The sequence below is a fragment of the Paraglaciecola sp. 2405UD69-4 genome (genome assembly GCF_047525415.1).
In the GTDB taxonomy this organism is placed as follows: Bacteria; Pseudomonadota; Gammaproteobacteria; order Enterobacterales; family Alteromonadaceae; genus Paraglaciecola.
Genome location: NZ_JBLIXM010000001.1, coordinates 1,020,422 through 1,046,933 on the forward strand (window position 1 = coordinate 1,020,422; position 26,512 = coordinate 1,046,933).

20 protein-coding genes are annotated in these 26,512 nt (G+C 39.8%); 5 read left to right on the top strand and 15 right to left on the bottom strand.

All coding sequences use genetic code 11. The features are described 5' to 3' along the window. Positions 1-13 precede the first annotated feature (13 nt). Positions 14-1,357 (bottom strand): TldD/PmbA family protein, encoded by a 1,344-nt coding sequence (locus ACMUMK_RS04585; protein WP_414699943.1) that lies wholly within the window; start codon positions 1,355-1,357, stop codon positions 14-16. 28 nt (positions 1,358-1,385) lie between these two features. Continuing rightward, the gene (locus ACMUMK_RS04590; RefSeq protein WP_414699944.1) at positions 1,386-3,014 is read right to left on the bottom strand and encodes a TldD/PmbA family protein; all 1,629 of its coding nucleotides are present in this window, start codon (positions 3,012-3,014) and stop codon (positions 1,386-1,388) included. 410 nt (positions 3,015-3,424) lie between these two features. On the opposite strand from ACMUMK_RS04590, the gene ACMUMK_RS04595 reads away from it, so the two are divergent. After that, a complete protein-coding gene (locus tag ACMUMK_RS04595) occupies positions 3,425-4,372 on the top strand; it encodes a beta-1,6-N-acetylglucosaminyltransferase (RefSeq protein ID WP_414699945.1) in 948 nt (315 codons plus the stop codon). 129 nt (positions 4,373-4,501) lie between these two features. Beyond that, positions 4,502-5,881, top strand: a complete 1,380-nt coding sequence (rlmD, locus tag ACMUMK_RS04600) for a 23S rRNA (uracil(1939)-C(5))-methyltransferase RlmD (RefSeq protein ID WP_414699946.1) — start codon at positions 4,502-4,504, stop codon at positions 5,879-5,881. A gap of 66 nt (positions 5,882-5,947) precedes the next feature. Here the strand turns inward: rlmD and ACMUMK_RS04605 are convergent, their stop codons facing one another. The 10 genes from ACMUMK_RS04605 to mutS form a co-directional block, all read right to left on the bottom strand. Then, the gene (locus ACMUMK_RS04605) at positions 5,948-6,364 is read right to left on the bottom strand and encodes a hypothetical protein (protein WP_414699947.1); all 417 of its coding nucleotides are present in this window, start codon (positions 6,362-6,364) and stop codon (positions 5,948-5,950) included. Then, complete coding sequence (locus ACMUMK_RS04610; protein ID WP_414699948.1) at positions 6,364-7,521, bottom strand: hypothetical protein; 1,158 nt, start codon at positions 7,519-7,521, stop codon at positions 6,364-6,366. The genes ACMUMK_RS04605 and ACMUMK_RS04610 overlap by 1 nt, the downstream gene beginning before the upstream one ends. 175 nt (positions 7,522-7,696) lie before the next feature. Beyond that, on the bottom strand, positions 7,697-8,299 hold the full coding sequence (locus ACMUMK_RS04615; protein ID WP_414699949.1) for a DUF4202 domain-containing protein: 603 nt from the start codon (positions 8,297-8,299) through the stop codon (positions 7,697-7,699). 94 nt (positions 8,300-8,393) lie between these two features. Beyond that, positions 8,394-9,863, bottom strand: a complete 1,470-nt coding sequence (locus ACMUMK_RS04620) for an NCS1 family nucleobase:cation symporter-1 (RefSeq protein WP_414699950.1) — start codon at positions 9,861-9,863, stop codon at positions 8,394-8,396. Positions 9,864-9,972: 109 nt separating this feature from the next. After that, positions 9,973-12,285, bottom strand: coding sequence for a TonB-dependent receptor (locus ACMUMK_RS04625; RefSeq protein ID WP_414699951.1), 2,313 nt, complete (start codon positions 12,283-12,285; stop codon positions 9,973-9,975). 611 nt (positions 12,286-12,896) lie between these two features. Further along, a complete protein-coding gene (locus ACMUMK_RS04630) occupies positions 12,897-13,541 on the bottom strand; it encodes a hypothetical protein (protein WP_414699952.1) in 645 nt (214 codons plus the stop codon). Between the two features lie 103 nt (positions 13,542-13,644). Beyond that, positions 13,645-14,937 (bottom strand): phosphopyruvate hydratase, encoded by a 1,293-nt coding sequence (gene eno, locus ACMUMK_RS04635; RefSeq protein WP_414699953.1) that lies wholly within the window; start codon positions 14,935-14,937, stop codon positions 13,645-13,647. 52 nt (positions 14,938-14,989) lie between these two features. Further along, complete coding sequence (locus tag ACMUMK_RS04640; RefSeq protein WP_414699954.1) at positions 14,990-16,621, bottom strand: CTP synthase; 1,632 nt, start codon at positions 16,619-16,621, stop codon at positions 14,990-14,992. Between the two features lie 197 nt (positions 16,622-16,818). Beyond that, entirely contained in the window at positions 16,819-17,205 is a 387-nt protein-coding gene (locus ACMUMK_RS04645; RefSeq protein ID WP_414699955.1) for an MAPEG family protein, read from the bottom strand. Between the two features lie 24 nt (positions 17,206-17,229). Next, the gene (gene mutS, locus ACMUMK_RS04650) at positions 17,230-19,815 is read right to left on the bottom strand and encodes a DNA mismatch repair protein MutS (protein ID WP_414699956.1); all 2,586 of its coding nucleotides are present in this window, start codon (positions 19,813-19,815) and stop codon (positions 17,230-17,232) included. A gap of 365 nt (positions 19,816-20,180) precedes the next feature. Between mutS and ACMUMK_RS04655 the strand changes: the two genes are divergently transcribed. The 3 genes from ACMUMK_RS04655 to lysC all read left to right on the top strand — a co-directional run bounded on the left by ACMUMK_RS04655 (position 20,181) and on the right by lysC (position 23,457). Next, entirely contained in the window at positions 20,181-20,990 is an 810-nt protein-coding gene (locus ACMUMK_RS04655) for an alpha/beta fold hydrolase (protein ID WP_414699957.1), read from the top strand. Next, positions 20,983-21,876, top strand: a complete 894-nt coding sequence (locus ACMUMK_RS04660; protein WP_414699958.1) for a GGDEF domain-containing protein — start codon at positions 20,983-20,985, stop codon at positions 21,874-21,876. Before ACMUMK_RS04655 ends, ACMUMK_RS04660 begins: the two co-directional genes overlap by 8 nt. A gap of 219 nt (positions 21,877-22,095) precedes the next feature. After that, a complete protein-coding gene (lysC, locus tag ACMUMK_RS04665) occupies positions 22,096-23,457 on the top strand; it encodes a lysine-sensitive aspartokinase 3 (RefSeq protein ID WP_414699959.1) in 1,362 nt (453 codons plus the stop codon). 86 nt (positions 23,458-23,543) lie between these two features. Here the strand turns inward: lysC and ACMUMK_RS04670 are convergent, their stop codons facing one another. Genes ACMUMK_RS04670 through ACMUMK_RS04680 form a run of 3 tightly spaced genes read right to left on the bottom strand, consistent with a single transcriptional unit; the run spans position 23,544 to position 26,345 of the window. Beyond that, a complete protein-coding gene (locus tag ACMUMK_RS04670; protein ID WP_414699960.1) occupies positions 23,544-24,101 on the bottom strand; it encodes a CBU_0592 family membrane protein in 558 nt (185 codons plus the stop codon). Next, complete coding sequence (locus ACMUMK_RS04675) at positions 24,098-25,096, bottom strand: substrate-binding periplasmic protein (RefSeq protein WP_414699961.1); 999 nt, start codon at positions 25,094-25,096, stop codon at positions 24,098-24,100. Before ACMUMK_RS04675 ends, ACMUMK_RS04670 begins: the two co-directional genes overlap by 4 nt. Before the next feature lies 1 nt (position 25,097). Next, a complete protein-coding gene (locus ACMUMK_RS04680; protein ID WP_414699962.1) occupies positions 25,098-26,345 on the bottom strand; it encodes a hypothetical protein in 1,248 nt (415 codons plus the stop codon). Positions 26,346-26,512: the final 167 nt, after the last annotated feature.

Here is a 26,512-nt window from a genome sequence, read left to right on the forward strand (position 1 = left end):
TGGGTAACGTTTTCTATACCGCGTCAGATAAGCTACTAAAGGTAAAGTCTCTTATTTTCATGGGAGGGATCATATTCCCATTGATCCTTTCTGGCTTACCTAAAGCTTCAATATTATTCAACATAACAATTGGGCTTTCATTGAAACGGAAGTTCTTGATTGGATATTTAATCTTTCCGTTTTCAATATAAAAGGTGCCATCACGGGTTAATCCAGTGTATAGCAAGGTTTGTGGGTCTAGCGCTCGGATATACCAAAGGCGCGTTACTAAAACGCCTCTGCGGGTGCTTTTAATCATATCTTGCAATGACTGGTCACCACCCATCATTATGATGTTTTCACCTCTTGGAATATAAGGCACTCCGGTTTTCTTTGCCCAATAGGGGGTATTTGGCATATTGGCAATCGTACCGTCTTTAATCCAGTCAGTTTTAGTTAATGGATAACCGTTACCGCTAAAAGGCGCTGTTGGCGCAATTGGATGCTGAGGGTCAGAATAGATATTAACTTGGCCATCAAACATTTTTTGACCTAGTTTATTTTTAGGAGCAGTTGCTTGGTCTTCATCTTCATCCGGCTTGTAGCTTAAGAAGCTACGTCCCTCATCAGCACTACGTTGGTCAAAGCTTCGCATCATGTTGCGTATTAAACCAACACTTGCAGCGGGCTCTAAGATAACTGTGTATTTTCCAGGCTCCATAGCTTTAGCATCAACCGAGCCTTTAGATTTTTGAATGGCTATGTTGGACGCTTTTGCAGTATCAAGTAAAGAGTAGTCACTATAGTTTTGACTAGCCCAGCCTGAGCCTTTGCCATCTTCAGTACGTATTGTAACTGAGAAGTCCACGTCGGTAGCTTTGTTATAAGCAAACAAGCCCTTGTTGTTCATAATAGCGGTAAAGGTTACTGCTTCTTCTAAAAAGCCTGCTGCCACTAATTTATTCTTTTTAGATGGCATGATACTGCTCGCGGCATCTTCGGCTCTGTCGCTAGGTGTTACTTTAGCAGTAGATTCAAAGAAGGTTTTTGAGTCAGTGTATTTTTGCTTGCCAAAAACTGGCATTTGTTCTTTGTTTTCAGGAGCAAGTTTGGCGAGTTCTTCAGAGCGGCGAACGACTTTTTCTAATGAAGCATCATCAAATTCATTGATAGTGGCAACGCCCATTCGTTTTCCAAATGTGGATTGCACGATTAGCTCTAGATCACTTTCTTCGCCGGCTGTTGAAACCGTATTACGAGCATAGCGAATGTTACCGCCTACCTTTCCTTCTAGATTGCATTCGATTTCATCTGCTTTAGAGTATTTAAGTACTTTTGCCAGCAAGGTTTTTGATTGTTGTTCGGATAATATAGTCATAGTGGTTTTCCTCTAATTAGTTGCTGACTTAAACATTACGTGCAGTGTTAATGACGTTTATGTTGTTGAATCTGGTTGTTGGACAACCATGAGACACAGCACTAACCTGTGAGGGTTGGCCTTTTCCATCGAAGAATGAACCACCTACTCTGTAGTCTGATTTACCTGCTAATTGGGTGCAGCTATTCCAAAACTCTTGGGTATTCGATTGGTACGCCACATCTTCAATTTGGTCAACAATCTTTCCATCCTTTATTTCGTAGAAAAGTTGCCCACCGAACTGGAAGTTATAACGTTGCTGGTCGATAGAGAATGAACCACGGCCCGCAATATAAATACCCTTTTCTACATCCTTGATCACATCTTCTGCTGAAATATCTTTTTCGTTTGGTTTCAAAGACACATTAGACATTCGTTGGAATTGCACGTCACGCCAGCTTTGAGAATAACTACAACCATGGGATTCGTTTTGGTCAATCATATGGACTTGGTCACGGGTAGCTTGATAGTTAACAAGGATACCGTCTTTTACTAAATCCCATTGTTTGGTTTTTACACCTTCATCATCGTAAGCAACATTACCTAATGAGTAAGGCTGGGTTTTATCTGCGAATAGATTAACGATATCTGAGCCATATTGAAATTTACCGCTTTTCCACTTATCTAGAGTAGCAAAGCTGGTACCTGCATAGTTGGCTTCGTAGCCTAATACTCGGTCTAATTCTAATGGATGGCCAACAGACTCATGGATAGTTAACATTAGGTGAGCAGGGTCGAGCACTAAGTCATATTTACCTGGCTCAACGGTTTTAGCTTTCAGCTTGTTTTTAAGTTGTTTACCTGCGGCGGCAGCATCTTCAACCATATCGTAAGAATTGTTATAACCTACGTTAGCGCCGGTTATTCTTACTTTGTCTTTCTCAAGGCCGTCTAAATACTCAAAGCCCATTCCTACTGGATTACCCAAGGCTCTTCGCTGTTTAAATCCGTTTTTACCAATAGCGGTTGCGGAGAAAGGGGCCCATAAACGGTGTACGTCTTGGTCGATATAAGAGCCATCTGTAGAAGCGAAATATTTTTGTTCATTAACTAAAAATAAAGTAGAAGTAATGTAGTTAGCACCGTTAGACATAGCTGCATCATTAACAGAAAGTAAAAGATCTACTTTGTCTTTAATGGGGACTTCCATAGCATTTTTTTTGATTGGCGTTTGCCAGCTAACTTCACCTACACCTTTTACAGGTGCTAATTTAACAGGTGATGTTTGAAATTTTGAGTTGGCCATTGCCACCGCGACTGCTCGTTCAGCTGTCTTAGCTACGCTATCTGGTGTCATATTAGAAGTAGACGCAAAGCCCCAGGTCCCGTTTGCGATAACTCGCACGCCAATACCTGCTGACTCTGTATTGACTATATTGTCTACCCGAGTTTCTCGTGTAGTCACAAATTGGTTTAAATAGCGTCCGATGCGGGCATCTGCGTAGGTGGCACCTTTTGCTTTAGCTGCATTTAGCGCGATATCTGCTAATTTTTTCTTGTAAGCCACATCCATTGGTTTGTCTAACAATTGCTCTGCGGATATTGCAATACCTGATACTGGTAGCATTAGTGCACCCATACCCGCGCCGCCGATTTTAATAAAATCGCGTCTTTCCATTATTTGTTCCTCTGCCGTTAATTATAATTATTACATCCATAATCTTTTATTTTTATTGGGGATGCTTTCTTGGACAGTGTATTGTAAAGCTTGAATTACACTCAAGACATGATTTGACATTATTGCTCCCAAATACGTAACAAAGCGTTACATTTTCCTATGTAAGTGAGTAAGAATTCACCATAAAGGAATATTTAAAATTAATTGGCACCAGTATAATGGATATTTTTTATTGTAAGTTAGGTGAATTAATTTGCTTTTTCCTGAACGTGACTTTTTCAAGATATATTTAAGGAAAATAAACTATGAAGCTATTATCTTTTATTAAAGATAAACTACTGATAAACAAAAAATTAACTGGTAATATAAATCTAAAATAAGTCAAGGAAGCCAGCAGAAGGTTATTTTTAATGGAATTAGCGTATCTAATATTATGCCATACGGACCCGATTCATATAGCGAGGTTGGTTAAAAAGTTAGCGAGTGACGAGCACAATAAAGTTTATATTCATGTAGACATCAAATCAGATATTAATCTTTTCAGAAATGCGATAGGTGATTTGGATAATGTTCATTTTTGTAAAAATAGATACGATGCGAAATGGGGAAGTTTTACTGCCATTCAAGCTACTATGGAATTAATTAAAGAAAGTTTATCTGCTAACAGTGATAGATTTATACTGTTACAAGGGCTTGATTACCCCCTTTATTCAAACTCCACATTATCAAAATTTTTCGAATCACACTCAGACGTTGAGTTTATTCGGGCTTGCAATGTATCGAAATCCAAGGATTACTATTTCTGGTGCCGTATAAAGCAAGCTTGGTTTTTCTCGAGAGTTTCTAAAGTATTTAAACTATGGCATAAATTTAACAAGCTATTTAAGTTACCCACTCGTTCTGGGCGAATCATAAGCAGTGATGATAGAGATTTAGATGTATATTTTGGTCACGCAACTTGGGCTTTAACACAAGCGTGTGTTCAGTACATATATGATTTTTATTTAAGGGAACTAGAAATAAATAACTTTTTTACCTCAACTATGTCTAGTGATGAGCTTTATATACATACAGTTGTTTTTAATTCTACTTTTAAAGAAAAAACAACAAAAAAGGGGCCTGAACCTGAACAAAGAAACCTTGTTAATTGGATGAACCTTGAATACTTTGAATATAACGATAGTGTGAAGGTATTTGAATCTACTGATTTTTCGAGAATTTATGAAACAGGTTATGTATTCATTAGAAAAGTTACTTCGGATAAATCCAACGAATTACTAAACTTAATTGATGACTTTGAAAGTGCTTCACCAAATGAATATCAAGAGTATGTCCAGAAATTAGGTAGTTTGATTTGAATATTTGCAAAAAGTGAGAAGGTGTACAGCAAACTTTAGATTGTCATTTGTTTTAACACTTAGTTAAGCGCCTTACATATAGTAGTGGTATGATACCGTTCTAGTTTGTTTGCAGCGTCAGAGTCTCTTTTGATTAAAGCTTTTTCTAAAATAACGAAAGCTACCAAGTCTACTTCTAGAAGTGCTCGGTATACCACTAAAAATTCTCGTCGTAAAAAAAACTCTCAGCCCATTGGTCCTGTGAATTCCTTTTATATAGATGGGCTAACTCATGATGGTAAAGGTGTGGCAAGGGCTTCAGGTAAAGTGACTTTTATCGCCGGGGCTTTACCTAAAGAAACGGTTCAAGCGCAGGTGTTTAAGTCAAATCGTAGGTTTGATGAAGCCAAATTAGTCGCAGTAGTTGAAGCGAGTGAATACAGGGTAAACCCACCCTGTGCTCATTATGAAACCTGTGGGGGCTGCAGTTTTCAACATTTAGAAATAAAGCAGCAAAGAGTGTCTAAAAAGCTTTGGTTACAAGGCCAGTTGCGAAAAGTATGTGAACCCGACGATATTTCCTTACTAGCCGATGCAGCATTAGGATATAGGCGTAGGGCTAGATTGTCGGTTCGAGTGAACCAAGGCCAGTTAGCGCTGGGGTTTCGTGCCCTAGGCTCAAATAAAATCGTTTCAATTGATAATTGCATAGTATTAACACCGAGATTGCAGCAGCTATTGGGCGCTTTAAAAACTGCATTAGTTCATGATGATAGTTTGGCTGGCCTTGCTGACAAGATAGGTCATATAGAATTGCTGGAAGATGATAAAGGTGCCTCTATCTTGTTTCGACTAACTGCTAATTTATCATCTGATTATCAAGAACGTTGGGCGCAATGGGCCCAGCCTCAAAACATTGACTTGTATTGGCAATTTGCGGAACAAGACAGTGCACTAGTCGCGCCTGAAGCAAAGAGATATTTTAATGTAGAGGGCTTAAAGCTTAACTACCACCCCCAAGATTTTATCCAGGTTAATGGGGATATGAATCAAAAAATGATTGCTCAAGCTATGGATTGGCTGGCTCCAAATAAAGATGACACCATAGTTGATTTATTCTGTGGAGTAGGAAATTTTTCTTTGCCGTTGGCAAGTCGAGCTAAAAAGGTGGTGGGGGTAGAAGTTCAAGAGAGTATGGTTGCAGCCGGCATTGCTAACGCTAAGACCAATAATTTGGATAACTTATCCTTTATTGCTGCAGATTTAACTAAAGCTGCAAACAAGGAGATTAGTTCGCTAGGGGTAACAAAGGTCTTGCTAGACCCTCCTCGGGCTGGCGCTTTCGAGTTTTTACCAACTATTGTAAAACTCAAACCAAAGAGCATCTTGTATGTATCTTGTGATGCAGCCACGTTAGCTAGAGATGCTGAATACTTAGTTAGTAAAGGTTACAAAGTCATGCGTGGGGCTATGATGGATATGTTCCCGCAAACTGCCCATGTTGAAACTATGCTGTTGTTTTCAAAGTAGCTTTTATGCATCTAAAGGTTTTCTTTTGATTACTGCGCTCTAATTCTGAGGTCAAGCACGCAGACACTAATCGACTCTGTAAATGATTGTAAGGCCTTGAGGGATCTCCATATGTGCCGGAACATAGGTGACTGTATTCTTGTTGTTCTTTACATACTCAAGCATTGAATCTGGGGACTCAAACTCAATAGGTGGTTTCTTTCGTCCACCAAATTGCATTTGTGCCCAATAAGATTGGATCCTCGACTCGGTTAGCCCCACAACTTTAGTGTTAAAAATCAATCTAGCCTCGGTGTTGGGAGGCAAAATCACTGGTTTAAGGTGGTACTGAGAACTACTTCCCATAAAAATATCTCTGACATGACGTTTTTGTACGGACAAGTCAACTTGGTCGGTATTTGCTACTATCACTATGCTATTTGAGGATGCATAAAAACTTATAAAAGATAGTGCTAGCAATAGTTGAGTCGTTATTTTTTTCATCAGAATACCCACTCTAAACCAATTTGGTAAAGGGTCGCTTTACGGTCAAAGTTAGGATTGGTTATATCTTCAAAAAATGAATTCTCGTTTGATTTACCTTTTAAAAATGTGATTTCAGCTTTGGCAGACAAATTAAATCTAATATCCCAGCGCAACCCAGCAGTTAGTGAGTCTAGGGAATACAAAGGTAGATTATTAGTTATCCCATCATAGATAAAAGACAGCTCTGTTAATTGGTCATCAATGAATTTGGGAATTAAATTCTCGGGAATATTGTATGAACTATCAGAAGTGGCAAAAGTTAGGTGTAGTTGAAATTGGTCGAAATTATATCCTAGAGTTAGATACATTGATTCTAATTGGGGGACCACCAGAAGGTCTGATTCAATCTTTACCCATTCAGATGCAATAAAGTAATCCAAAGTATCATAGTTAATATTCGCTTGGTAACCGGTTGCTTTACCATTAAACCTTAAGGACTCAGCGTTTTCTGGATAGCCAGCCGCTTCTAGAATATCGGCAAAATCATTAAAACCAGGAAAGTCGGCGTAAAAATCTGAAGACTGGGTCACCGATGCTCTAGCCGTTAGGTTGCCTCTATTGAGTGTAAATATAAGGCCCTTAATTTCATCCACATCAATCGCAATTTCTTCTCCCGCTCTAGAAAAGTCTCCGCTGTATGTGCCGTAATAGGCTTCTACATCAAAATTAAGCTCTGCAATATTAAATTTATAGGTACCGCTGGCGCCTTCATAGTTTGAAAATAAAAAGCCACTGTAAACTTGCTGCGGGGGAGATATCCAAGGGTAAGAAAACCCAACATCTATGACATCGGTATAACGAAAAAAGGGCGTTCTTAACTTTCCAAGTTTAAATTGCCAATTGTAGTTGGGTTCGTAGGTAAGATATAACCATTCTACACCTGAATCCCGCTCTTCACTGGAATGAGCTAACAATTGACCTGATGCGCTAAGCGTATCAGTGATGATTACGTCACCTTGGATAGCAAACAAAGATTGCTCAGAAATACTTAAGCTATTTGAGTAATTACCATAGGTAGCATCTGACTCATCAAGGTAGCCAGCTACAATACGTGTAAAACCACTGATACTGACACGTTCACTAAGCTCTGTAGTGGCGTGGGAATGTACAGACATGAAGTAGATTAATAACCCTAATGCACTAAAACTACTAATTCTTGAGATGATGTTAAGCTCCTATAAGCTTGAAATGCCAAAGGTTACAGACTCCGTGAATATGGCTCATAACCCTAGGTTTTGCAAAATTCTTTGCTGATTTATTGATATGGGTCAGTCTTTAGTAATGTATACTTTAAGGGCTGACTGCTTTTAAAATAACGGGGGTGAGCTCATTTGGTAAAGTAATTTTACCTGCAAGAACAAAAGCATGGGCTTGTTCAGACATTTTTCGCCACGTTTTTTGAATAATGCTTATCCATTTTTCTTCGCTATATTCTGGGTGTTTTTCTGCAAAACCTAACATGTAGTGTTCTATAAACACTAAGCTGGCTACATCTTCAAGTAACTGTGCATCTGGATTGGATTTTATCGCTACTTTTGCCACGGCATTTTTAGCCCTTTGTATGGCCTCTTCAGCAAAGCCTACTTGAGTCATGATGGCAGCTACTTTATTTCCATGAAAAATATAAAGGTCGCTGCGCCATTTATGATATCCCTGACGGTTCATAGGGTAATCACTACGGGGTGATTGCCAGCGTTGGATATGCTGGCCGCGCACAGCTAGTTGCATTACATGGTCGGCGTCACCTTTGTAGCGGTTTAGCATGTCAGACATACGCTGGCCGTATAATAACTCCTTTGGCAGTGCTTTACCGTTAGCAATTTCAACATTAGGATCTTCACTGTTAGCCTTATCAATAAGCATAACGGCTTGTTCATAAGCTGTTTGAGTCATAATGTTTCTCCGTAACTAAGGGCTGTATGATTTTGGTTAGGCACTAGTTTAACTTGAAGCAAAATCCTAGGCTAAATAATTTGGATTGTAATCATTAGCGATAAATTAATTTGCTTAGTATTAAATACAATCCGGCTGCTAAGAACAATCCCACAAACCAAGCATAACCATATATAGTGTCAAATACCGTTGGCACTGAGCTTAGTATACCTGCGGCATGTAAAAAACCTGGTAGGTTAGGTAATATACCCAGAACTAAAGCGCTCAGTCCCGCCCAGTTCCAGCCGTTAGATGCGCCATATTCACCATTGTGGCGGAACAAATCTGCAACATTTAATTGGCACTTTCTCAGTAAAAAATAGTCTGCTAGCAGAATACCTGCAATTGGGCCAAGTAATGCTGAATAGCCCACTAGCCAAACAAATAAGTAACCTCCAGCAGTTTCGAGTAGTTTCCAAGGAAAAATAGCGAGTCCAATCCCTGCTGCTATGTAGCCGCCTAATTTGAAGTTGATGGTTTTAGGACTAAGATTCGAAAATCCATAAGCGGGTGCGACTAAGTTTGCTGCTAGGTTAGTAGTAAGTGTTGCTAAAACTAGCACAGCCATAGCAAACACTACGCCCATTCCCCCCATTTTACCGGCTAGAGCTATTGGATCCCAAATAGGCTCGCCGTAAATCACCACAGAGGCAGAGGTAACCGCTACGCCGATAAAAGCAAATAATGCCATTGGAATAGGTAAGCCGACGGCTTGGCCAAGTATTTGGTCTTTTTGAGATTTAGCAAAACGGGTGAAATCAGGGATGTTTAAGGCCATGGTTGCCCAAAAGCTCACCATGGCAGTTACGCCAGCGATAAATACAGGAATAAACTGACCTTCTTTTTCGGCACCAGGGCCAAACTTAGAAGGTACAGAAAGCATTTGGCCAAACCCGCCTGCTTTAGAATAAGCCCAGTACAGCAATGCTAATCCCATAGCGATGAGAAATGGGGCGGCAAAACTTTCGAGCCAACGAATTGATTCTGTGCCACGACTGATAAAATAAAGGTGCATGGCCCAAAATGTTATGAAACATCCTAGCTGCAACAGGTTTATTCCGAAAAAGGGTAAGGCCTCGCCTATTAGAGCGTCGGCGGTCAGGCTATTTACAATCACATAAATGGCGGAGCCTCCCATCCAACTCTGAATGCCAAACCAACCACAGGCAACTAACCCTCTGGCTATAGCCGGAATTCGCGCTCCTTTAGTGCCAAATGCACTACGTAATAGCACTGGAAAAGGCACGCCATATTTTGCTCCTGCATGGCCTACTAAGACCATAGGTACCAAAACAATGACATTACCTAACATCACAGTAATGACAGCTTGCCACCAATTCATCCCTTCAGATACCAAACCAGAGGCCAACATATAAGCGGGGACACATATCACCATAGCTACCCATAATGAAGCGAAGTGAAGCCAGTTCCAGGTGCGGCTAGCGTGGGTTGTTGGCGCTAAATCAGGATTCCATAGGTCTATATCATGGCTTGTGTTGAAAATGGTTTTATCTTGTTGCTGCATTATTTAACCTTTGTATAAACGTTTTCTTTTATATTGGAACTGTTAAAAACAGCACCTTAACTATAGAAGCCGATTAGGTTATCTAATCGGCTTGCAGTTTGTGTTAGGGCTAAAATTTACGCTCAACCGTTAAGCCAAAAGTACGAGGTTTGGCATAGGATATTTGGCTTGTGCCATAGAAGCCTGTCACGTCAAACCCGATAATTTCATGGTCAGAATCAAACAGGTTATCGACGTAGGCCACTAAGCTCCATAGATCCTTGGTCCAAGTCACACGGGAGTCTGCTTTAACATGGGATTCAATTTCGTGGGCTGTGAAATTACGAGCATTGTGGAAGGTCTCTGATTGATATGAGGCGCTAATTTGAGCGGCTATATTTCCAGTGTCTAAATCCCAGTTATATCTGAGTATGACAGCTGCTTGGTATTCTGGGGTAAAGGCGGGTTTAGTATCCTTAAATACGCCATCGGCTACCTCTAAATTCTCAACAGTTGCGTCTGTATAGGATGCACTTAGGACCACATCTAGGCTCTTACTTGGGGTCAAGAAAAGTTCGGCTTCCAGTCCTTTGAAGCTAGCTTCTTCATTTGATACAACCCCAGAGTTGTTGACCCAAGAAAATGATTGGTAATCAGTATAATCATAGTTATATATACTGGCGTTAAACACACCTAAGCCATCCCATAACTCAAGTTTCATGCCTGCTTCTATTGATATTAAAACTTCCGGATCATAGCTACTAAAACCACCAAACAAAGGCGCATTGAAGCTACCGGCTTTAACACCACGGTTTATGCCCACATAATAGAGGTTGTTTGCTACTGAGTATTCAAGTTGTAATTTTGCTGACCATAAATCTTGGTCGTTATCTTCATCGTACACTTCAAGAGAACTGCTACTTGTATCTATTTCAATAACGCGATCATCTGTATTGGTATTTTGATAGACATCCCCATGCATATTTTTGTTTTCTTGCATCAGACGTAAGCCGCCCACAAGTACATAGTTATCGTTAATGGCGTAATCAAATTGACCAAATATTGAATAAGAGTCGGTGCTGAGGTCTACTAAGGTATTGTTTTCCTCGCCCCCTAAGAAATAAGCAGTCGGTGATGCGGCTAAGCCCTGACTGTAGTCAGTGTCTATACCTAAATAATAAAGTCCAGCCACCCATTGAATATCGTCAGTCTCTCCTGAGAAACGCAGCTCTTGGCTAAATTGAGAAATTTCACTATAAGATTGAAAAATAAGTTCAGGGGAGGCTGTTTGATCAGAATCTAGTCCAATTTTTCGTTCAAAATATTTGTAGTCACTCATGGAAAAGAAATCAAAACTGTCGAAAGTGTAATCTATAGTTGCCGCTAATCCTTGAGAGGTAATTTTATTTTGATCATCAAAAGCAAAGTCTTTATTTACTTTTTCTCCTGAGCCGTCTGGATCAAAGTTTCCGTTAAAGTCACCTCCCTGGACAGGTCTGAAAGGGTCGCCATTAAAGTTTCCATCAATACACTCTCCTAATTGAATAGTGTCACAACCTAGCGGATCATCAGCTGCATAAATAACATCAATTACGTTGCCGTTAGCGTCTTTAATTTCTGTGGTATTGATAACTTGGTAGGGGCCTTCACTTTTAACTGTATCGGCAAAATTAGCACTTAGAAGTAAGCTACCGTTTTCCCCTAATGTAAAGTCTAATTGGCCACGAATGGCTTGGGTATCGTCGTTGTAACCATCTTGACCTCCACCTACTGAGCCTGCTCGAGTGTCGGGCTCTGCGGTATCTTCATAAATGTTCTCAAGAATTTCTCCTTGAACATTGCTATATACAGAAAGGCGTCCAGCTATGCCGTCGGTTAAGGTACCAGATACAGCTGCTTCTAAGCGAAACTGTTCAAAACTAGCCGCAGTAAAATTTGCGTAACCCTCAAAGTCATCGGTGGGCTTAGCTGTAATAGTATTGACTAAACCGCCGGTAGCGTTACGACCAAATAGGGTACCTTGAGGGCCTTTTAAAACTTCTATACGAGCCACATCAAATAAACCAAAGGTTTGTGCTTGGGTACTGGCTAAATAACCGCCGTCTACATAAACTGCCACTGGCGCTTCGGCCATATCTGCGTAATCGTTTTGCACTACGCCGCGAATATTAAAAATGGCCCTTTGACCACCTATGTCACCGGCTAACGAGACCCCTGGGGTATAGGCAATAATTTCAGTGCTTTCATCTAATCCTAAGGCTTTTAACTGTTCACCACTAAAAGCGGTAACGGCAATACCTACATCACTTATATTTTGTGAGCGCTTTTGTGCTGTGATTTCGATTTTTTCTATAACATTCTCAGCACTATGAGCCAAAGTGGTACTCAATAATCCAGTTACTGCTATCGCAATTGCACTTTTACTAAATCGCCAATATTCCATCTGTTCCTCTCATTTATAGTTTTTAGAAAAACCCCAACGGGCATTTAGTTGTACATAGTTTTTTATGTGTTCGTCATTTGAACAAAACGTACTGCTATAAACCGATTCATCAACGCGAAGTCTAGCTACAGCATCAACTAGGCCAAGGCGTAAAAGTTAATTAAAAACAAACAGTTAGATTAATTCCGTTAGTTTAAATCGGACCTTTTGGTCCAATTTAGTTCATTGCAATAATGATAATGAACGGTACTGGTGCATTTTTCGGCGATTACAGAGAGTATATTTAGTGATTAGCAAAGGAGTGGGAAATAAATACCGCAACAAAGGTTCTATTAATTATTTAGACTGGCGATTGTGAAATGTGTATGGGAGTTTTGAATTGACTAACATTTAGGCTTTAGTCAGTAGCTCTAATACCTACTTTGTGGATACATCTTTTTGATCTCCTGCGATTCTAATTTCAAAGCCAAACAATTGGCTTGTTGAGTGTTCGAGCAAGAATGCTCTAACAAGGTAATCTTCTATGGTTCGGTGAAAGCTGTGTCTTTAGGAGCGAAGTTTCGCCAGCTGGGCCAGCACGTAAATAGAGCTAATATTTCTAAAAAACAAACCTATTTAAACGTTTTCCAGTTTATTGATAAAGACAACAACAACTCTCTTAGGGATAGTGCTCTTTGCTGAGAACGGCCTTTGTGATTCCAGTGGTGGCCACAGCAGGCCGCAGTTAGGATGGCTTTGTTAGGCTTGAGTAACTTGGCATCTAGCACTTCGATTTGACGGGGGCTGTCTTCAAGAAAAGTCCCGTTAAAAGCGAACCAACCAAATTTATTGGCGTGTAATTTGGCATTCTCTAAATCAATTCTGTCTACTGAATCTAGCTCAATATGTTCGGCACCCAATGTATCCACATGGATTGGAATGCAACGGCCTATTTGAACATTGTCAAAATACCACTGTTCTGTTTTATCTGCGTCTGCTTTACCTGCCATACACTTTGCGGCTTGCTTGGCTTGCCAACTCGCATTGTGTAAATCCACTTCTAAAGGAGAGTCATGCTGTAACAAGCTATAGGCTGCTCGCTTAATGTGATGTCTAAGGCCTGCTATTTTACGTTGTAATAGACTGATGTTATTGAATTTTTGCTGGGACAGGCTAGCTAATTCACGTTCGTAAAGGGCATTACACAACTCGGCAAAATGCTGCTGACGCTTGTCGTCAGAAAATATATCTACCTGTTTTGATGAGGGGGTAAGCATGTTTTAAAGGTGTAAATAAAAAAATGGCCAGCAATAGCCGGCCATTTTATACTCTTACGAGCTTTAAATGCAGTTTTTTTGCAGTAAAAAGCAAATCTAAGATTTACTGACCTTTGATTTCAGTACGGCCATTGTATTTTACTGCGTCACCAAGCTCTTGCTCAATACGTAGTAATTGGTTGTACTTAGCAACACGATCTGAACGACATAGAGAACCAGTTTTGATTTGACCGGCTGCTGTACCTACTGCTAAATCAGCAATAGTAGCGTCTTCAGTTTCACCACTACGGTGAGAGATAACGACTGTGAAACCAGCTGCTTGAGCCATACGGATAGCTTCTAAAGTCTCAGTCAAAGAACCGATTTGGTTAAATTTGATTAAGATAGAGTTACCAATGCCATTATCGATACCACGTTTAAGGATCTTGGTGTTGGTTACGAACAAGTCATCACCAACTAATTGCACGCTGTCACCAATCTTCTTAGTTAAGCTTGCCCAGCCATCCCAGTCACTTTCGTCAAGACCGTCTTCGATAGAAACGATTGGGTATTTTTTACTTAAATCAGCTAGGAAGTCACCGAATCCTTCAGAATCGAATACTTTTCCTTCACCTTTAAGATCATACTTTCCATCAACATAGAATTCTGATGCAGCACAGTCCATTGCAAGTGTAACGTCTTTGTCCATCACATAGCCTGCTTTTTCAACTGCTTCAACGATTACAGAAAGAGCTTCTTCGTTAGATCCTAAATCTGGAGCAAAACCACCTTCATCACCAACAGCTGTATTTAAGCCCTTAGCATTTAATACTTTTTTCAATGAGTGGAAGATTTCTGCACCCATACGTAGTGCTTCTGTAAAGCTAGGCGCGCCAACTGGCTGAACCATAAACTCTTGAATATCAACGTTGTTGTCTGCGTGCTCACCACCATTGATGATGTTCATCATAGGTACTGGCATGCTGTAAACGCCTGGTGTGCCGTTTAAGTCAGCAATGTGTTGATACAAAGGAATTCCTTTGAATATAGCGGCCGCTTTAGCAGCAGCTAGAGAAACAGCTAATATTGCGTTTGCACCATATTTTTCTTTGTTTTCTGTACCGTCTAGGTCGATCATGATTTTATCAAGGCCAGCTTGATCTAAAGCATCGACACCGATAAGAGCTGATTGAATATCATTATTAATGGCGGCAACCGCTTTAAGTACACCTTTACCTAAATAACGGCCTTTATCGCCATCTCTTAATTCTAATGCTTCACGTGAGCCAGTTGATGCACCTGATGGTGCACAAGCGCGTCCCATTGCGCCAGATTCTAAATATACATCTGCTTCTACGGTTGGGTTACCACGTGAGTCCATTACTTCACGGCCAATAATTTTGCTTATCTTTGACATGGTTGTTGCCTTACATTATTAAAAAATGAAAAGGTCGATTAAATCGACCCAACTAATTGTGACTCTTAAAATATTCCCCTGCGGCTTTTACAAAGCCTTCAAACAGTGGGTGACCATCTCTTGGGGTTGAGTTGAACTCAGGGTGAAATTGCCCTGCAACAAACCAAGGGTGATCGGGTACTTCTATTACTTCTACTAAACGTTTATCTGTAGACAAGCCTGTAACTTTCAAGCCCGCAGCTTCGATTTCTTTTCGTAGATTGTTGTTAACTTCATATCTGTGTCTGTGACGTTCATAGATTTCAGTTGAACCGTACATTTCATGTACTTTACTGCCTGGAATTAGGTGACATAGTTGACTCCCTAAACGCATGGTGCCACCAAGATCTGAAGACTCGCTTCTTGACTCTGTGGTGCCATCTGCATCTAGCCATTCAGTAATCAAACCCACAACAGGGTAGGGAGACTCAGGATCAAACTCGGTACTGTTGGCGTTTTCCATGCCTGCAACATTTCTTGCGTATTCAATAAGGGCGACTTGCATACCTAAACAAATACCTAAATAAGGTATTTTATTTTCTCGGGCATACTTCGCGGCTGCAATTTTACCTTCAACACCTCGCTCACCAAAGCCGCCAGGAACAAGTATGGCATCTAGGCCCTCAAGAATGTGCTCACCTTTACTTTCAATATCTTGTGAGTCTACATACTTGATGTTCACTGCTAAGCGATTTTTTAAGCCCGCATGTTTTAAAGCTTCATTTACAGATTTATAGGCATCGGGAAGCTCTACATATTTACCCACCATACCTACGGTTATTTCGTTAGTTGGGTTGGACTCTGCGTAAAGTACTTGTTCCCACTCAGATAGGTCAGCTTCAGGGCACTCTAAACCGAAGCGCTCAGTGACTAGCTCATCCATACCTTGCGCTTTTAGCATGGCTGGTATTTTGTAAATACTGTCTGCATCACGTAACGAAATAACAGCTTTGTCGATAACGTTAGTAAACAGCGCTATCTTAGAACGTTCGTTTGAAGGTAAAGGGACTTCTGAGCGACAAACTAGAATGTCAGGTTGAACCCCAACTGAACGTAACTCTTTAACAGAGTGCTGAGTCGGCTTAGTCTTTACTTCACCAGATGCGGCTAGGTAAGGAACTAAAGTAAGATGCATAAACATGGCACGGTTTCGGCCAACTTCAACTCCTAGTTGACGCACAGCTTCAATGAAAGGTTGTGATTCTATATCACCGACCGTACCGCCGATTTCAACAATAGCTACATCGACTCCTTCAGCACCGGCTATAACACGGCGTTTAATTTCGTTTGTAATGTGGGGAATAACCTGAATGGTTGCCCCTAAATAATCACCACGTCGTTCGCGTTTTAATACTTCTTCGTATACACGGCCAGTGGTGAAGTTATTGCCCTTAGTCATACGGGTTCGTATGAAGCGTTCGTAGTGACCTAAGTCTAGGTCTGTTTCAGCGCCATCGTCAGTTACAAATACTTCACCATGTTGAATTGGGCTCATTGTCCCGGGATCAACATTAATATAGGGGTCAAGCTTTAGCATGGTAACCTTGAGGCCCCTCGCTTCTAGAATTGCAGCAAGAGAGGCTGCTGCAATACCTTTTCCAAGTGATGAAACCACACCACCTGTGACGAAAATATAATTTGTCATAAGAACCCTAATATAGGCGTTTTGAATTGAATAGATTTCTGTAAAGTTGGTTTGAGTTTTATGCTTTAAGCATAGAATAAACCATTACCGGACGGGGGCGTAGTATAAACAAAACTCCATTCACAGACAAAGATTAATCTGAAATAAAAGACATATGGTATGTCAAATTTTACGATTACTTAGTTGTATAATAAAATTTAACCGATTAATGAATATATGGCTCTACCTAACCCACCTATCAGTAGTATAACGTTTGCGAAAAAACCTAAGAGAAAGCCCCAAGTACGTGTATTGGGATTCTTCACATAACTATAGTAATAAATTGGCCTTCCTATAATGAAGAGCGTACCAATTACAGAGCCAATTAACGGGCTAGCAAAGTAAGAAAATATCCATAAAGCTGGAATAAAGACAATTAGCTGCTCTAAGGTATTTTGTTGTACTCGGTACATGCGCTCCCAAATAGGGTTGCCAGTGATTGCTGGCGCTTCTACCTTGTATTCTTCTCGGCCCATACCTACTTTAAAGGTGAAAAATAAATACTCTAATAGTGCTAATAAGGTGACAATTGCTGGTAATTCCAAGGTTCATTCCCCATTAATTTAAGTTTAAATGTCTTCGCTTGCTAATTGTTTCAGTTGATAAAGGTATTCTAAAGCCTGCTTAGGGCTTAAATCATCTGGATTAATTTGTTTTAAATTTAATCGTAGCTCGTCTACTGAATTCAATAGATCAAGTTGTCGCTCTGTTTTTTGCGGCACAACAGGGTGATCTTGAGTATGTTCTTCTAATTCTAGTAATTTATGTTTTGCATGCTGAATAACGCTTTTGGGTACGCCAGCGAGCTGTGCGACTTGAAGACCATAGCTTTTGTTTGCTGCCCCTTCTTGCACTGCGTGCATAAAGCGAATGGTTTCGTCATGTTCAACGGCGTCTAAGTGGACATTAGCAAGCTCTGGTAGTGTATCGGCAAGTTGAGTCAATTCAAAATAATGGGTCGCAAATAGGGTGTACGCTTGTATTTTACTCGCTAAATACTCTGCACATGCCCAAGCTAATGACAATCCGTCGTAAGTACTCGTACCTCGTCCAATTTCATCCATTAAAACTAAACTATTGCATGTGGCATTGTTGAGTATATTGGCGGTTTCTGTCATTTCTACCATAAAGGTTGAGCGACCAGAAGCTAAGTCGTCTGATGCGCCTATTCTTGTGAAAATACGATCAATGGGGCCTATTTGAGCATTTTCGGCCGGTATGAAACTACCAATGTATGCCATTAGCACGATTAAAGCAGTTTGCCGCATATAAGTTGATTTCCCCCCCATATTAGGCCCGGTTATCACTAACATTCTCCGTTGAGGGTTAATGGCTATAGGATTGGCTATAAATGGCGTACTCATGACATTTTCTACAACAGGGTGACGACCTTGACCAAAATGAATACCGTGTTGATTTGTTAACTCTGGACAGTGATAGTTTAGCGTTTCTGCTCGCTCTGCCAGGTTAGTCAATACATCTAACTCTGAGAGTGCATCGGCACTTAGCATGAGTTGTGACAACTCCGGTAATAATAGGTCGAATAGTTCTTCATATAAGCGTTTTTCTAATGCTAAGGATTTACTCTGGCTGGTTAGCACCTTGTCTTCGTGTTCTTTTAACTCTTGTATTATGTATCTTTCATTGTTTTTGAGGGTTTGACGTCTTACATATTCTGCAGGAACTTGGTCTGCGTAGTTACGTCCTACTTCAATAAAATAGCCATGAACTCGGTTGTAACCTACCTTTAAGGTAGCAATACCAGTACGTTCTTTTTCTCTTTGTTCTAGCTCTTCTAGGTAATCAGTCGCACCTTTGGATAGTGCTCTTAGTTCATCTAACTCAGCGTTATAGCCTGCTTTGATTACACCGCCATCACGTATTAATACTGGTGGTGTTTCTTCGATTGCTTGAGTTAACAAGTCTGCAAAAGCTGGAAATTGACTTATATCGTTGGCTAGCTGCATTAAACCTGTATTGGCAGAATCTGCAGATTGCTCTGTTACAAAATCTTGAATATCTGGAAGTAAGATAAAGGCTTGGCGTAGTCTAACGAAATCTCGCGGACGGGCAGAGCGCAGTGCTAAGCGTGCGATAACTCTTTGCATATCGCCCACTTGTTTTAAATAGCTTTGTAATTGCGGATAATCGCTATTGAGTATAGATTTAATATTTGCTTGGCGCTGTTTTAGAACCTTACTATCTGTTAATGGGCGATGTAACCATCTTTGTAATAGTCTGCTCCCCATAGGTGTAGAGGTTCTATCTAAAACGCTGGCAAGGGTGTGCTCTTTGCCTCCGCTTAAATTTTGGGTGAGCTCTAGATTACGTCTAGTGGCTGCATCCATGAGAACTGTGTCTGATTCAGTCTCTAATAATATACTGCGTATATGGGGCAGGGCGCTTCTTTGTGTATCTTTTACGTATTGCATTACGCAACCTGCAGCGCAAAGTCCCATTTTACTATTGGCCACCCCAAAACCATCTAGTTCTTTGGTGCCAAATTGTTGGTTTAATTGTTTACATGCGGTATCAAAGTCAAACTCCCATTGTGGCCGGCGTCTTAACCCTTTACGTTGCTCAATTAAATGAAAAAATTCAAAATCTTCTGGATATAATAGTTCTGCAGGCTCGGTGCGTTGAATCTCTGCCACTAAGGCGTCCACATCAACAGGCTCGCTTAAAGCGAATCGGCCAGTGGAAACGTCTAAAGTGGCGTAGCCAAAATGTAGTTGATTTTGCTTTTTTACGCAGCTAACGGCAGCAAGGATATTGTCTTGTTTATCTTCTAGTAAGGCCTCGTCCGATACTGTTCCTGGGGTTACTATTCTTTGTACTTTTCGCTCAACAGGGCCCTTGCTAGTGGCGGGATCGCCCACCTGTTCAACAATTGCTACAGATTGCCCCATTTTAACTAAGCGAGCTAAGTAGTTTTCTACTGCATGATAAGGCACACCTGCCATTGGAATGGCATTACCACCGGACTTGCCACGGGCCGTTAAAGAAATATCTAAGAGCTCTGCTGCTTTTTTCGCGTCATCAAAAAACAACTCATAAAAATCCCCCATGCGATAAAACAATAATATATCTGGATGTTCAGCTTTAATTTTTAAATATTGCTGCATCATGGGAGTGTGTGTGGTGGATTTTGTCATGTCTTTAATATGGATTCTTTGAGAGTTGAGTTTTCATTTATGGTGTTGTAGCCAGAGAATGTTCGGTTGTTTTCGTAATTGAATATTGAATGATGTTAGAGACTTTGTCTCATAAATACATACATGAGTTTTATCTAGCTGCGATATTTTGCCTTTAATAATACTTTGCTTAAAGAATTAGAGCTAGCCTAGTAGCAATCTTTAATATTAACAATTTGCCTATCCATTAACGACTATTTGAAGTTTGGGATTGTGTAAAGGTCCTGAAATTTGCATGTAAACTAACATTTACTTCCTGATGTGGTTCTTTCGATAGAATTGCCTTATTATCTCCCATAATATTTATAATAACATGGGCATTAAGCTTGGACACCCGTCAAGAAATAATCGCTAGAAATAACGTAAATATATACGGAAACGGGAAAACAACCTTGTTTTTGGCACATGGTTTTGGCTGCGATCAAAATATGTGGCGTTTTATTCTTCCAGCGTTAAAAAATGATTACACTGTGATCCTCTTTGATTATGTAGGCTCTGGCAATTCGCAGTTATCCTACTACAACCAAGGGCGTTACAAGTCATTGGAAGGTTATGCGCAAGATGTGTTAGACATATGTGAAGCTCTGAACCTAACTGATGTTGTGTTTGTTGGTCACTCTGTAAGTAGTATCATAGGTTTAATTGCCTCTGTAACACAACCTGAGTATTTTAAGCAGCTCGTCATGGTTTGTCCGTCTCCATGCTTTTTAAATATCAAGCCTGATTATTTTGGTGGTTTTGAAAAAGTAGACTTAGAAGAATTATTAAGTTTAATGGATAAAAACTATTTAGGTTGGGCAAATTATTTGGCTCCACTTGTTATGGGAGCAAGCCATTCAGAAGAGCTTATAGGCGAATTATCTGGGAGCTTTTGTTCAACGGATCCCATCATTGCAAAATCATTTGCTGAGGCCACTTTCTTTTCTGATTATCGTCATTTATTAAAGGAAGCTAAGCATCCTGTGCTTATTTTTCAAAGTACTCGCGACGCCTTGGCTTCAGTGGAGATTGGTCACTATATGCAGAAGGAACTGCCGGAAGCTAAATTATGTATAGTTGATGCTGAAGGGCATTGTCTACATATGACTCAGCCGGAAGTTATCAATCAGCATATAAGAGACTATATTGGTGATTAAAGATAAAGTTTTTGAAAACGTTTCTCCCGATATGTTTCAAGCTGGGTTTTTAATTACCGATGAAAATCGTCAAATCCTTTACGCTAATCGTTATTTTTTTGATGAATTTCAACTCTCAACCGACAAAATTGTTGGGACATGTTCGGACAATATATTTACACATTCATCGAGAATTTTTTGTGAAAGCTATTTAATGCCATTGTTAATTCATGAGGGAAGGTGTGAAGAAATGCAGTTGGCTTTGTTAGATGGAAATAACAAGCGTATCTCTATTATTGTTAGCGCCAGAATGGATAAGGAAAAGCGTATTTATTGGAGCTTTTTTAATGCTAGTAAGCGAGACCAACTTTATGATGAATTAATAGAAACTCGTAAGGAATTAGAGGCACAGACCAAAATATTACAGTCCCTTTCGTCAACGGATGAGCTAACAGGACTTACCAATAGACGGGAATTTAATTTACGCGCCCCAGAATTGATAAATCAAGCAAAGCGAAACGGTCATTCTTACGTGCTGTTCATTGTAGATATAGATTTTTTTAAGAAAATAAATGATTCATTTGGACATTTAGAAGGAGACCGTGTGCTAAAAGAGTTCGGCGCCCAGCTGCAGTCTTTTGGTCGTGAGACAGATTTAGTTGCCCGCTTTGGAGGAGAAGAGTTTATTGTATTGTTGCCTAATATCAATATTGAAGATGCAAAAGTCCTAGCTTCACGATTACATAGCTTGATAAGTAAAATACAGGTTAATCACACTCCTATCACTGTTAGTATAGGCGCCGTGTTGAGTGATGCTAGTCAGAGTTTACATGAAGTCACGCAACTAGCAGATGATGCTTTATACCAAGCAAAAAACTCTGGACGAAACAAAACTGTCTTTAGTTAGCCTCGATATTCAAGCAATAAAAGTGCAGACCTATTTATAAAAACACCTTGAGAAACCTCTCATCTAAGCGTCAAATTTAAACCTTGGTATAAGGTTGTCTGGTGATCTGAATATACTATTCCAAAATAGCTGAACTTTTAGACTATTTTTACTTTGTAATTATAAGTAAAACTGCTATTTTCTGCGCCATGTAACATTGTTAGATAGTATAAGCCGATTGTGAGTAATCTAGACCTGAAAAATATCAACGTCGCTAAGTTTGGCGGCACTAGTGTGGCAAATTTTGGTGCGATGGAAAATTGCGCCCATATTATTAAAAATAATCCCGAAACTCGTGTGGTAGTAGTAAGTGCGTCCGCGGGTGTCACCAATTTGTTAGTTGATATTGCTAATACAGCAATGTCAAAAGATCAAATTAAGCAAAAGTTAGCTGAAATCGAAACCATTCAATATGCGATAGTGTCGGACTTGGATGATAAAGATGGTGTGACTGAAAAGCTTGAGCAGTTGTTAACGTCTTTAACCGATTTGGCTTTGCATGAAGAGATTATTCATCGAGCAGATTTAAAAGATGCGCTTTTGTCTCATGGTGAGAGAATGTCATCTTTGTTATTTACTCAAGTGCTGAAACAAATTGGTGTGGTAGCTGAGAACTTTGATGTGCGTAACGTGCTTAAAACCGACAGCCAATTTGGAAAAGCAACACCAGACTTAGAGCAAATAAAAGCTGCTACTCAAAATATCATGCAAGCTTCTTTAGCTAGCACAGTGTTTGTTACCCAAGGCTTTATTGGCTCAGATAGTGAGGGTAATACTACTACCCTTGGTCGTGGTGGCTCAGATTTTACAGCTGCATTATTGGCAGAAGCCTTAGATGCGGCCACCTGTGAAATATGGACTGATGTAATAGGTGTGTACACCACTGATCCTCGAATTACTGACGCTGCAAGGCCTTTGCCAGAGCTTAGTTTTGAAGAAGCGGCAGAAATGGCTACCTTTGGCGCAAAAGTACTTCACCCGGCGACTATGGAGCCCGCGTTACGTCAAAATATTAAAGTGTTTGTTGGTTCCAGCAGAGAGCCAGAAAAAGGCGGTACTTGGATAGTTAAGGATTGTGAAACTGAACCCGCATATCGCGCAATAACCCGTCGTAAAGAGCAGGTTATGGTGACAGTGAAAACACCTAAAATGATGTATGCACAAGGCTTTTTACAAAAAGTGTTTACTATTATTGCAAAGCATAAATTGAGTGTTGATTTAATAACAACATCAGAAATTTGTGTATCCTTTACTTTAGATAACCCAGCTAATTCAGTGCTAAAGCGTCTTAATCAGGCGACTATTGAAGAGTTAGGGCAATTTTGTGAAGTACAAGTGGAAGAAAACTACGACTTAGTAACAGTTGTTGGTAACAATATGCATAGTGAAGCCGGAGTATCTAGCAAAATATTTGCAGCGGTTTCTGACTATAACTTACGTATGATTTGTTATGGTGCTAATCCACATAACCTATCCGTATTGGTAAGTGACGCTGACAGTAGCGATGTGGTGTGTGCGCTTCACGACGCATTGTTTGACTAATATCAATCAATCTTAAAAATTAGCGAAACAAAAGCCGACTCTTGTCGGCTTTTTTATATGGCTAACTCACATGGCAATAACCTTTATCAATCGATAAGGTGTACTTCATTAATCTTACGAAAAGCACCATATAAAGAAATGGTTCCCCAACATATCTCTAATGCAAATACTGGCCAGTTTTGGTCTATCCATACTTGTGGCAAGATCACAAATGCAGCATAAGCATTAAATATTAGATAGTTAATTATAGGCATTTTACCTATTGTGAATAATAGGTAGCTTGCAGAAAATACAAAAGCTGATGACCACCCTAAAAGTTGCGTATCTAACTTATTCAGCATTATCCCTTGATAGGCTACCCCGATAGCAAAGATACCTAAAATAATATTAAAAAACATGACATTAATAGGCAGGCGTTTTAAGTTGATATTGGCCAACACTAAAATGCTTATTATTGCCCAAAAACCATTAATGACTACCGCTTGATAGGACTGGCTAACGATAGAGCTTATCACTAAAGATAGGGCGGCTAAGAAGTTGCCGCCGTAGTAAATTAGGTTACTTTTATCCTTAGAAAATGAAATGTATCCATGGTTGACTAAATAGGTGATGGTTCCAAACCATCCTAAAATTATAAAAATCATTGTAACTCGATATACATATTTCTAACGTACAACTCTTTGCCTACATGTGGGCCATTTAAAACAACCACCTTGCTCAGATCCATCATGTTTTTATACAATCTATCGGATTTAGACGCTGCCAAAATTTTGCTACTCCATTGAATAACTAAAACGTGCGTACCTTGCGGTAAGGTGTAATACTCTGGAGACGCCTCTTTTTCACTTTGTCCTAAAATCACCGGGTAACCTTCAGCTGCTATTAGTCTTGCGATATCTGGTTTGTTTGGTAATTGTAATGGTGTGGCTTGTAAGCTTTGTATTCCCTTGGCTTGTTCTATAAGTTGATTTAATTTCTCTATCAAAACTTTTCCTGAGTCAGTTTTAGAGGCAATTAAATGTAAGCTTGCAGTACCTGTTACGTTTTCTAGTGGCTTTAGAAGTAACATTCGCTCTGGAAAGGTGTTGATTAACATAAAGTTCATGACACTTTCTGTCATGGGAAGATAATCAATATCGTTATTTAAGAGAGCTATTAAAGCTTGTTTTTCAGTAGCAAAAGGCTTGCCTTCACTTACAAGTTTATCTATTTCTGTACCGTAACTATATCCAGCTACCTTTCCGACTCTGTAGTTATTTAAATTTTGTATATCAATATCTTGATTGTATTGACGGTTGTAATAAATATGGCTAGTAACAGTAAAAATTGGATTTGAAAACAAAACCTCTTTACTACGAGTCGAGGTGTAAAAATAGGGATAAGCGGCTAACTTTTGTTTGTCTTGGACTTGTTTATAAGCCAAATCAAAGTTTTGATACTGCCATTGTACATTAGTGTCATCCTGGCTGAATAATTGACGTAGCAGTTCTGCTGCGCTTCCTAACTCTTGGTCTTGTGCATTGATATAAGGTTGCCAATCTTTAGTACTAATTGACACTGAAGTCATATCACTTGCTAGACTGGCAGTGGAACAACTAATAGTGAGCATCAGTACTGCTATTATAGTTTTTAGTTGCATATCACTTGGCCTTTATAAACTTGTATAAAACTATCAGTAGGAAGGTCAATAAAAAACCAAATCCGAACATAAAATCCGCATCTACTTCTGCTATGAACTTTAGAAAAAACGAAGGTGTTTCATCGTTGTAATCTAAAGCAGGCCTAGACATCATTTCTCTACTAAATTCAGTTAGGTAAAGTGATAATTCAAAGACTGTGAAGAAACTCAGGGTGACTAGCAGAAGGTCTGTCATCACTGTACTGCGCTCTCGTCTTTTATTATCTTCCTCTTGGAGTCTACTGGAACATATTTCTATCATCCTCTGACCATTTTCAATTAAGTTCTCAAAGTCCCAGCCAGAAAGAATTTTTGCTAAAAGTTTGCGTTTAAAACGCTTTAGATATTTTAAATGTTCGTTGTAGTCGACCTGGTGCAGGCGCGCTAGCACTCGGCTTTTGGCAAGGTTTTTACTGACTTCATTAAGCTTCTTACTGTTATAAGCGCCATCAATCGCCTGCTTTAGAATGGTGTTACAGTTTTCTTGAGCAGTATAAAAATACTGGGCCAATATCATAGTCTCTAAATAGGGGGCGTAACCTGTAGGTTGGTGTTCGTCATCTGGCGCTAGTGGTTCATCAATTACGACATAGTTAAGCCAAGTTAAGGAATAACTCTGAGTACCACTAATTATTTTATCTGCATCGTCTGGGCAGTCCGTATACTTTAACCAATTTTTAATGAGTGCTTGGTGCGCCTTGTGCTGCACTTCATGCCTAGCAAATAATAATGTTTGAGTGGTCCAGTATATTTTAGGCTTATCCACATGCTGTTTGGTCAGTGTTACCCGGTTAGAGTTTAGTTTGGCCACTGACTCGGTAAATGAAGCGATAAAACTAGGGTAGATGTCTGCAATAGCTTGGGTTGTTTTTACTTGGCATTCATTTGCTAACTGCAGTGCACTTAGGTTTTGATCTAACTTTAATTCATATTCAACAACGGCAATATTGTTTGCAAATACATGAATTTTCAATTCTGGCTTAGTTGGATCTTGCCAAAGCATGAGCCTGTTATCTCGGGCATCTGCAGTTATATTATTATAATCTTGCTGCTGATGTGCTTTGTGTATGCCACTACTGAAGTCGTTGTGATCTGCTAGTTTATTGAGTAGCTCATAATATTCTGGTGAGGATTGGTTAACGCCTAATGCTATTCCTAGGGGAGAATAAATAGGGGATATTGTACAGGCTTTTAGAGATGGTGATTCCATATGGGGTACTTATGTTGCTTATTTTAAAAAGTGGTTCAAAGTAATGTGAACAAGTGGTCGCGCGGTCATAACTGTCAGTATTTTTAAGCAGATATGGATAGAGAAAAACACTAACTTTCCTCAATGATCTGCTTTTACAGCTAGACCTTTGAGGAAAGTGTTATGGC